General features: G+C 60.8%; 9 protein-coding genes and 2 pseudogenes. 8 read left to right on the top strand and 3 right to left on the bottom strand.

Annotated features, from left to right (window positions below; all coding sequences use genetic code 11):
• Nucleotides 1-1,160 (top strand): IS110 family RNA-guided transposase (locus NKH70_RS34985; protein ID WP_353027414.1); only part of this gene is annotated, 1,160 nt, incomplete at its 5' end.
• A 314-nt stretch (nt 1,161-1,474) separates the two neighbouring features.
• On the opposite strand, the pseudogene NKH70_RS34990 reads toward NKH70_RS34985, so the two are convergent.
• A pseudogene (locus tag NKH70_RS34990) lies at nt 1,475-1,804 on the bottom strand (transposase); the annotation flags it as partial.
• A 527-nt stretch (nt 1,805-2,331) separates the two neighbouring features.
• A complete protein-coding gene (locus NKH70_RS34995; RefSeq protein WP_352662257.1) occupies nt 2,332-3,189 on the bottom strand; it encodes an alpha/beta fold hydrolase in 858 nt (285 codons plus the stop codon).
• Nucleotides 3,190-3,437: 248 nt separating this feature from the next.
• On the opposite strand from NKH70_RS34995, the gene NKH70_RS35000 reads away from it, so the two are divergent.
• From NKH70_RS35000 to NKH70_RS35030, 7 genes and pseudogenes are all read left to right on the top strand, one after another.
• A complete protein-coding gene (locus tag NKH70_RS35000) occupies nt 3,438-4,487 on the top strand; it encodes a YihY/virulence factor BrkB family protein (RefSeq protein WP_353027415.1) in 1,050 nt (349 codons plus the stop codon).
• Nucleotides 4,488-4,586: 99 nt separating this feature from the next.
• The gene (locus NKH70_RS35005; protein ID WP_352662260.1) at nt 4,587-4,757 is read left to right on the top strand and encodes a hypothetical protein; all 171 of its coding nucleotides are present in this window, start codon (nt 4,587-4,589) and stop codon (nt 4,755-4,757) included.
• A 15-nt stretch (nt 4,758-4,772) separates the two neighbouring features.
• Nucleotides 4,773-5,096, top strand: a pseudogene (locus NKH70_RS35010) (transposase); the annotation flags it as partial.
• A 237-nt stretch (nt 5,097-5,333) separates the two neighbouring features.
• Nucleotides 5,334-5,681, top strand: coding sequence for a hypothetical protein (locus NKH70_RS35015; RefSeq protein ID WP_352467850.1), 348 nt, complete (start codon nt 5,334-5,336; stop codon nt 5,679-5,681).
• A gap of 4 nt (nt 5,682-5,685) precedes the next feature.
• Entirely contained in the window at nt 5,686-6,075 is a 390-nt protein-coding gene (locus NKH70_RS35020; protein ID WP_353027416.1) for a phage holin family protein, read from the top strand.
• 1 nt (nt 6,076) lies between these two features.
• The gene (locus NKH70_RS35025; RefSeq protein WP_352700463.1) at nt 6,077-6,958 is read left to right on the top strand and encodes a hypothetical protein; all 882 of its coding nucleotides are present in this window, start codon (nt 6,077-6,079) and stop codon (nt 6,956-6,958) included.
• On the top strand, nt 6,955-7,716 hold the full coding sequence (locus tag NKH70_RS35030) for a hypothetical protein (protein WP_352835245.1): 762 nt from the start codon (nt 6,955-6,957) through the stop codon (nt 7,714-7,716). Before NKH70_RS35025 ends, NKH70_RS35030 begins: the two co-directional genes overlap by 4 nt.
• Nucleotides 7,717-8,446: 730 nt before the next feature.
• On the opposite strand, the gene NKH70_RS35035 is transcribed toward NKH70_RS35030, so the two are convergent.
• Nucleotides 8,447-8,956 (bottom strand): ferritin-like domain-containing protein, encoded by a 510-nt coding sequence (locus NKH70_RS35035; RefSeq protein WP_352700461.1) that lies wholly within the window; start codon nt 8,954-8,956, stop codon nt 8,447-8,449.
• Nucleotides 8,957-9,301: the final 345 nt, after the last annotated feature.

Genomic DNA, 9,301 nt, shown 5'->3' on the forward strand with positions numbered 1-9,301 from the left:
ATCACGAACGGCTCGACATGACCCGCTCGGGACTGGAAGGGTTCGGCCGCAATTTGCGACGGACGGATGAGGTTGTCGTCGAGGCTACGGGCAACGCCATGGCGGTGGTGCGGGTCCTGTCGCCCTATGTCGGCCGGGTGATTGTCGCCAACCCGATGCAGGTGAAGGCGATCGCTCATGCCAGGATCAAGACCGACAAGATCGATGCCGGCGTTCTGGCGCAGCTCCATGCCAGCGGCTTTCTGCCGGAGGTCTGGGTACCTGACGAGCGGACCGAGCGGCTTCGCCGCCTCGTCGCGCGGCGCAACCAGGTAGTTCGGCATCGCACGCGCGTGAAGAACGAGGTGCATGGCATCCTGCAGGCGCACCTAGTGCCGAAGTGCCCGCATGCCGATCTGTTCAACAATCGCGGTCGCGCCTGGCTCGAGCGGCAGGTGCTTCCCGATGACGAGCGGGCCGCTATCGCCCGCCACATCCGCGAGATCGATCGCCTGGCCGAGGATCTGGCCGACCTCGATCGCGACATCGCCCGGGAAGCGATTGATGATGTGCAAGTCCGGCGGCTTCAGACGATCACCGGCGTCAATGCCATCGTCGCGAGCGGTATCATCGCCGCCGTCGGCGATATCCGGCGGTTTCGCGAACCGCAGAAGCTGGTGAGCTACTTCGGCCTCAATCCGCGTGTGCGCCAATCCGGTCTTGGCTTGGCGCAATATGGCCGGATCAGCAAACATGGTCGTTCCCATGCCCGCGCCATGCTGGTCGAGGCCGCCTGGGCGACGGCGAAGGCGCCCGGACCGCTCAGGGCCTTCTTCCTACGCATCCGTAACAAGCGCGGCCATCAGGTCGCAGCCGTGGCACTCGCCCGCAAGCTCGCCGTGTTGATCTGGCATCTGCTGACAAAGGAGCAGGACTACTTCTGGGCTCGCCCGGCGCTGGTGGCGGCAAAGCAGAGGCAGCTCGCTCTCAAGGCCGGCGCGCCGGGCGAGCGCGGTGTCGGTCGCCGCGGTTCGGCTTACGCCTACAACGTGAAGGAGTTGCGAAACAGCGAGAAAGCCGCGGCCGAGAATGCCGAACGTGCCTACGAGCTAATGGTTCGGCATTGGCGGTCACGCGGGCCGAAGCGGCGCACGGACGCCACAAACGAGGAACGACTATAACGGCTGCGTGGCGGCACTCTCATCCTCTCGCACCACTCTTTGCCACGTGGTCGTCCGTGCCGGACAAATATAGCACAAGGAAATCTGGCGGCACGACCGACGCCCTCGGTCCGCTCCAGAATGGCGCCGTGCTCGACGCCGTCAAGGCGTGGCCTGGAAACCTCGCAGCCGGCCGTGGCGCCATCGCACCGGCCAGCCTTGACTGCGTCTCGACACGCTCGCGTGGGAAATCCTGTGGGCCGGGACGAAGAAACAGGCTCACCTGAGCCGAACAAAGAAACGCAACAGGAATCGAAAAAGTCGAAATCAGGGTTGTCGATGTCATCCGTCGACTTCATGTGCTTGTGGTGAGCTAGCGGCAGCCCATAGAAGCTCAGCGTCTCCTCGATGTTATCTTCCACCCAGTTGACCAGCTTCGGGTATTTGGCCTGCCATTTGGCGATCCACTGCGCCAGGTCGCGTTTGACCTCGGCAAGGTCGCGCCGGTCGTAGAACCATCTGAGCTCCATCAGGCAATCGTCGTCGACCTTGCGCGGCACGTAGTCGAGCGCGTTTCTGAGGAAGTGCACGTAGCAGCGCTGCCAGACCGCTTCGGGCAGCACTTCGCGGATTGCCGCCCTGAGCCCCGGATGGTCGTCGGAGACGCGGTCTCACCGTTAGCGCCAGCGAAGCGATGACACCGGGGCGGGACAGGCGAGGCCGCTACAGCTCCAGGCTTGCGCACGGCGTCGACGACTTCGCGCATCGAGTCGAGGACGAGCTGCCGACGATCCGCATGCGGATCAGCAACTCAGGGTCGATCGAGGGACGGCCGATCGGGCAGGCCGCACCATAATACCCAAGCGGAAAGGCCACGCCCACGCCTGGACACTGCCAGTGTATATCGGCGGGCTGCTTGCCAATGAGCTCTAGTGATGTCGAGCGCCCGCTGCGCCGATATGAGCGTGGAGGCCATGAACAGGCGTATCAAAGGCGGGGGTCCGTCGCCTCTCCTTGCTGGCGGCGGGCTCCGCAAAGCGCGGTGTTGGTCGGAGACAATAGAACCTTATACCGCAATCCAACTTAGCTAGTTGTAATGTCCCCTCCTCTTTTGCAGCAGCCAGGAATGCCCTGCAGGCCTCCTCCGGCTCCATCTGACGCTGCCCCCAGTTTCTATCCATTTTTGAGTTCCTCAGCCCTCCAGGAACGCCAGAAGCGCCGCATTCACCGCGTTGCTCTCTTCGCGTTGAACCCAATGCGTCCCTTTCTCGAAAGTCTGCACGCGGCCATCGTCGCAAAGGGCGAGACTGCGCTTGGCCAGCCCGGATTCTAGAGCCTGGTCCTGCATCCCCCACATAACAAGAGTGGGCGTCGTGATCCGCTCCTTCAAGCTCGGGCGAAAGGGCAAGGCGCGATACCAGTTGAGCATGTTGGTCAGCGCCCCCGGCCGCTCCCAAGCCTGCCGATATTCTGCAATCTCCTCTTCTTCGAAGGCGCCTTCCCGGCTGGATGTCCTAAGTGCTCGTGCGAGCAAGGCGGAGCGCCGCGCACCCAAAACGGCTTCGGGCAGCAATGGGATCTGGAAGAAAACCACGTAACTGCTCCGCAGAAACTGCGTCGGAGATCGCAGGGCATGGGTAAACACAACGTCGGGATGGGGCGCATTCAGGATGACGAGCTTGTCCAGGCGATGAGGCAACTTTGCCCCGGCGGCCCAAGCGACGATGCCGCCCCAGTCATGTCCGACGAGGTGAAACCTTCCGATGCCGAGCGCGTCGGCCAGGGCGAATACATCGCCGAGCAGCTTGGGGAGCGTGTACTCGCTGATACCCTCTGGCTTGTCGCTGGTGTTGTAGCCCCTCTGGTCGGGAACGATGACCCGATATCCGGCGGAAGCGAGCGTACCGATCTGCCGTCTCCAGCCGATCCAGAAGTCCGGGAAGCCGTGCAGGAGCATGACCGGCTTACCCCCGGCAGGCCCGGCCTGAACGACATGAAACCGAATGCTTCCGGCGTTGACGAACTGATGTTCAGGCGCGAGCGAGACCATGGCTGGTAACGCGGGTGTCCTAAAACTGATCCAGTGCAATGAGGATTATCAGGCTGTCGTCCCGACAACATGCACGCTCAGCCGTCGCATCCCCCGCCAGATGAGCATGGGAGCCGAAGGGCCAAGTGGGGATCGCGCAGTTGTTGCTGCAGGCGGCGGATGTTTATTTGTAAGCGCAGGTCTGCACCTGCATCCTTTGGCGATATTATACGTTTGCCCCGCGAAGAAGATGCTCCGGACCGGCGGCCATGTCGAAGAAAACAACCGAGGACGCTTACGAAGGTCAAGTGCAACTTGAGCGGCGGGCCGAACGGGAGAGCCGCGGACGCAATGCCGAATGGCCGTCAGAGATTCCCAGCCGCGGCTGGAAGGACGTGCTGTGGCGGGTCTTTGCTGAGGTAACCGAGGACCGTGTTATGCTGATCGCGGCGGGGGCTGCATTTTATCTGCTTCTTGCCCTCTTTCCAGCGCTTGCCGCGTTCGTGTCCATCTATGGTTTCGTCGCCGATCCTCAGACCATCGCTGAGCACATTGCGTTCCTTGGCGGCGTACTGCCTTCGCGAGGTCTGGATATTATCAGATCTCAGCTTGCGTCCTTGGCCGCTCAGAAGGCTGGCGCGCTCAGCTTCGGCTTCATCTTCGGCCTTGCCGTCGCACTGTGGAGCGCCAGTAACGGCATAAAGACGCTATTCGAAGCCATGAACATCGCCTACGAGGAGAGTGAAAAGCGCGGCTTCATCCACCTGAATCTCCTGGCCTTGGGCTTCACACTTGGCGCCATCCTCATTGGTATCGGCTTTATCATCTCGGTGGGGATTGTGCCGGCCGTGCTTGCGCTGCTGAACCTCGGCGGCTGGACCGAAGCCCTTGTGCGGATCTTTCGGTGGCCGATGATGCTGATCATGGTGGGCGTCGGGATCACGCTGATTTACCGCTACGGACCCAGCCGGGAAAGGGCAAAGTGGCAATGGGCGACATGGGGCGCCTTCCTCGCCGCTGTGGTCTGGATCGCAGTCTCGATAGGCTTCTCCTATTATCTTGAAAACTTCGCCAACTACAACGCCACGTATGGGGCTCTTGGGGCAGTCATCGGCTTGATGATGTGGACTTGGATTTCTGTGATTATCCTGGTTGTAGGTGCGGAGCTGAATTCCGAGATGGAGCATCAGACAGCGATGGACACCACCACAGGTGCGCAGCAGCCGATGGGTGCGCGAGGTGCCACGGTTGCCGACACGCTGGGCGGATCGGCCGATGCCGCCGACCAGCAGTCGCGTTTTGACGAGCGCAACGAGTAGCGCGCAGATCACTTTGGACATCATGGTCAAGCGGCTGTAACCAACGCCGCGGCGCGTAGCCCAGAACGGCTCAAGGCGCTGGTCGCCCGGCTTGCCCAGGTGACTGGCGATCTCACCATCCAGAAGCAACGCAAAAGCGCCGTCGCCGATGCCGAACCCCTCGCCAGCCTCGACGAGGTCATTGTTCTGCTCAAGCGTCAGAGCCGCCGACTTGAAGGGCGAGATCGCCTCGCTAGCGACGACGACCCGCTGTGGGCCTGTCTCGATTAGGTCTTCCGTTCGGTCAACGGTGTCGCCCGCGTACTCCTGATGGCCGAGTTGCCCGAGATTGGCACCCTTTCCAATAAGGCCATCGCCAAACTCGTAGGCTTGGCGCCGATCGCCAGTGACAGCGGCAGGCGCAGCGGTCGAAGACCGGTGCGCGGCGGCCGTGAAGGTCCGCGCTCCAGCCTCTCCTCGTCGCGCTCACCGTCGCCAGATATGATCCCCTCGCGCCTTCAGACAGGAAAGGAAAAGATGACTATTCGCATTGCGCCCGCCCGCAAGCTACCCATCATTCCCAATGCAAAAGCACGCGATGCGCGCCTCGAGTTCGCAAACGCAACTTGAAACCCCAGATAGTCACTCATTGGGAACCAACGGGCCTTACCTCCGTTTGCTCCTCGAATGGAGGAAACCATGAACAACCGGAATTCTGAACGGCGTCCCCCGACTGCGGTAAGAGTTGGTGACGGTACCTCGGAAGACATAGGAGCGACTGTAAGCGGCACGTTATCCAAAGCGTCCGACATAGCGCAAGGGGCAGCGGAAACCGCCAAACGGGCGGCCGTTGGTGGCGCGTCCACCGTGACCAATCAGGTGAAGGAGATGTTGGACCGTCAGGTCGGCAGCGGCGCCGAGGTGATGGGCCAACTGGCGAGTTCGACCAAGCGTGCGGCCGAGGACCTCGACGCAAACGCACCGATAGTCGCTGGGGTCGTGCGCACCTTCGCGAATAGGCTTGATGGATACGCAGACGACCTGCGAGACAGGTCCGTCGATCAGCTGGTTCTTGCAGCGTCCGATTTCGCGAGGCGCAAGCCGGGTTTGGTGTTTGGGCTGGCCGCCGTAGCGGGCTTTTTGACGTTCCGCACACTGAAGAGCGCGCCTCCCGCACCAGAGTCCATCAAAGGAAGGCGGCAGGGAGCGAACTGATCTGATGGCACAGGAACATCTGAAGAATTCGCCTCTCCCTCAAGCACTGTCGGCAGTGTTGGCGGACGTCGCGGACCTCTTTCAAAAAGAGTTGCGCCTGGCGCATGCGGAGCTGTCCGCCAACGTCTCAACGAAGCTCCAAGCAGGTGTGTGGATGTCTGCTGCTGGCGCGCTGGGAGTGGTCGCCGCTCTGCTTCTAATGCAAGCCCTCGTACTTGGAATCGCCAGCTTAGGGATAGCCCTGCACTGGTCGTGTCTGATCGTCGCGGCCGCAACGGGCGTCGCCGCTGCTTTCGCCTATTATAGGGGCCGGGCTGATGCGCAAAAACAACTTCTGCCGACACACTCCATTAGCCAAATAAAGCAGGATATTGCGACAACCAAGGGCAACTAACATGAGCCGCAATTCACAGGTCCAGGATTTTGGAACGAAAGAATGGCTTCTCAGCTCCGCTAGGAACAATCCCGAAGGCCTTCTGCTCGTCGCAGCAGGGTGCGCGCTGCTAATGCGCAGCCGCGGTTCAAGTGCCGGGCATCGCGAGCAATCCCGTGGAACCAACGGGCGCCAAAATGCTCCGCACGTACGCACCGCCAGCGGCGGGGCGTCAAAAACGCAGGAAGAGGCTAGCGAGACAGCTGAGGCCATGCGCGACAATTTAGCCGGCATTGGGGAGAAGGTGAGTGAAACCGCAAGTCACTACGCATCATCGGCCGCGGCATACGCAGAACAGGCCGGTCGCACCGTATCCGAGAAGTCAGGGCGCGTGGTGCAGCAAGCCCAATCAACGTTCCAGGACACGATTGGCCGCATGGTGGAAGAACAGCCATTGGCTTTTGTCCTGGCCGGCTTCGCAGCCGGTGCCGCTATAGCTGCTGCTTTACCGGCCAGCGATGTCGAGAGGCGCACGCTCGGCCCTGCAGGAGAGCGATTGACGGATGCTGCTGAAAAAGCTGGGGACCGCTTGAAGTCTTCGACAGCAAAGGCGGGCGAACGGCTCAAGAGCGTCGCCGAGGAACGTGGGCTGAATTCGGACGGCCTCAAGGAGGTGGCGAGGGACGTTGCGGGCGCCTTTGGAAGCGCCTTGTCAGAAGAGCAATCAAGTGAACCCGTGCAGCCGCCTTCGCCAAGCCCAAGTGGATCGAGCGGTTCATCCACTCCGGCCGCCAAGCTGCAACCGGGCAGCGCCACCCCTTCGGAAGGAATAACGGCCAAATCGCGGTCGGGCAACGCTCGGTCGAGCAAACCTGCCCGCCCCGGTGGCAAGAGAGATTTATGATGGCCGATCCGCAACTTGAGCATCTTGAATACGAAGTTGAGGCTGCCCGGGCTAAGCTCGCCGAGGACTTGTCGACACTTCGGTCGCCAAACACGCTCTCCGAATTTACCGATGATTTGAAACACGAAGCGCTTGAGGCAAAGAATGCCCTGGTGGAGAAAGCAAGAGCCTCAATGCAATCGGTGGCGCAGGCGATTATTGACGATCTCAAGGCCAAGGCGGCTGCCAATCCGAGCGCTGCTTTGGCGATTGGGGCCGGTTTGGGGTGGCGTTTCCTCCGCCATCCGCCGATCGCAACCGCACTCGTCGGAGCGGGATTGATCAGCTTGTGGCGGACCAATTCAGCCCGGCCACCCGGCGAGCAGCAGGTGGATCACCTATCGTACGCCAAGGAGCGCCTGAAGGAGCAATCTAGTGATTTGGCGGAAAGCGTCAGTGATTTCGCTCTTGAAACGGCTGGTAAAATAAAACGCGAAGCTGCCGAGTTGACCGGCGTGGCCAAGGAAACTGTTAAGAAGACAGAACGTCTAGCTGCGGGTATCCGCCATAGCGGCGCTGGGGCGCACGAGGGCGAGACTGCCGCAAGAGCATCCGCACCCTTCGATGAAGCTTCGTTAGCTATTCAAGACGCATCGGGCAATGAGCATACCGAGGACAAACTCCTTCTGGCGGCGGCAGGTTTGGCAGTCGCCGCGGCTGTCGGCTTTGCCTATCAACGACGTCTGAATGAGCAGATGGACACCGACCGAACTGGATGAGCGTAGACAGAGGTCATTGCAGAGAAACAGTCGTCCTGAAGGCAAAGTATGATGCCGCGCTGACATTTATCGAGTCCCGACGAGTTCAGCCATCGGATTGCATATTCTGGAACCACGGACGGCGCGATGACGATGCGCACGGCGGAGAAGACAAAGCGGTCAACCCCTTCGAGCATGATGATCGTCGGCCGGTCGGTCACGGCCTTCAGCGAAACCGCCAGCGACCGGCTGAAGCGGAATTCACCCCGAAAACCGTGCAAGTGCTGCCGACCCCATAACGTGAGCGCAACGGCGCGCTCTGTCCGCTGTCAGGACGAACTTTCTCCGATCCGGCTTGGCGCTGCCGGTGCCCGCGCACGCAACTGCTCAGTCATCTGGGGCGTTCTCGGGCATTCCGCTATCGCGACCTCGTTTCGAACGTTTTAACACGCCCACTCGAGCTTGATCGCGGAGCGCTGCGCTAGCCCTTCCGATCTGGCTATTGCCAATGCGTATTTAACCAGGCTTGCGCAGGCGAACGCTTCGACTCGACCAGGCTTGCGCAGGCGAACGCTTCGACTCTCTAAGTGACGACGCCGCAATATTAGCATCGCTCGTCGTTGCAATTTCTCGAAATGCGCAACTCGACGACCGCTTGCTAGGCGTGTTCGTTGCCCAGCGTTCACGAAGGGGGACGCGCTAGCGGACGAATCCCGATCACCCAGTTTACGGTTACTGCGTTCCTACCCGATCACCGCTTGGCGCTGTCACTGTCCGCTTCGGCCCGCACAAGGAACTGCTCGGTCGTGGAGGGAAGACGGGATTTCAGCCAATCCGCCATCGCGACTTCCTCTTGCAGATTCTCTTCGCAAGCCCGAAGAACCTCGGTTTCGCCGAGCGATCGAGCGGCGGCAATCAGGATCGTGTAGGAGGCGATTTCCATGTGCTCGAACGTGTAGCTCGCGAGCGATCCTTTCATCACCTCGTCTTCAGCGAAGACGCCGCTCAGCGATTGCGCCATCGCCGTCAGCTTACCGCCAGCATCCTTCATCATGGATGAACCCTCGTCCATCTGATCGAGACAAGTCTTCAGCCGGGCAGCCTGCTGTTTGGTCTCGTCGAGGTGCTGTCGGATCCGGTCGCTCAGTTCGGGATAATTCTCGATACGGCTCAACTGCCCGTTCAACATCGTTTCGGCCTGCTCTTCCATGGCATGAGCATCTCTAAGCCATTGGACAAACCATTCGCGGCTTTCTGACATCTTGAATCTCCTTTGCGATGTAAGGAAAAACTTTCAGAAGAAGACATTGTTCCGGAGTAGAGCCCGCCGAACGCCCCTGACAGTCGTGGCGGGTCTCAATTCACCTCGCGAAAAATCCTGCAGCGATGCGTGGAAAAGGCCAAGATCGCGGAAGATCGGCGCAAGGAAAACGGCCCGTGGACGCTCGCCGCTGCGCCGCTCCATCACAAAATCCAACTGGCACTGGCCGCTCCTGGCCATCCGACGCGGCGACATACGGCGTACGCATCCGGTGAAGACCGCAGACGTGCGCATCCGGCAGCCAGGAGAACCTGAGCACCGGAGTGCTGGGGTCAAGCTTTCTTT

The organism is Mesorhizobium sp. M0991 (assembly GCF_040318915.1).
Classification (GTDB): Bacteria; Pseudomonadota; Alphaproteobacteria; order Rhizobiales; family Rhizobiaceae; genus Mesorhizobium.

Bases quoted from the DNA above. Each gene is read 5' to 3' on its own strand.
- NKH70_RS35000 (WP_353027415.1), top strand. From the start codon at position 3,438: ATGTCGAAGAAAACAACCGAGGACGCTTACGAAGGTCAAGTGCAACTT.
- NKH70_RS35020 (WP_353027416.1), top strand. From the start codon at position 5,686: ATGGCACAGGAACATCTGAAGAATTCGCCTCTCCCTCAAGCACTGTCG.
- NKH70_RS35025 (WP_352700463.1), top strand. From the start codon at position 6,077: ATGAGCCGCAATTCACAGGTCCAGGATTTTGGAACGAAAGAATGGCTT.
- NKH70_RS35035 (WP_352700461.1), bottom strand. From the start codon at position 8,956: ATGTCAGAAAGCCGCGAATGGTTTGTCCAATGGCTTAGAGATGCTCAT.
- NKH70_RS34995 (WP_352662257.1), bottom strand. From the start codon at position 3,189: ATGGTCTCGCTCGCGCCTGAACATCAGTTCGTCAACGCCGGAAGCATT.
- NKH70_RS35030 (WP_352835245.1), top strand. From the start codon at position 6,955: ATGATGGCCGATCCGCAACTTGAGCATCTTGAATACGAAGTTGAGGCT.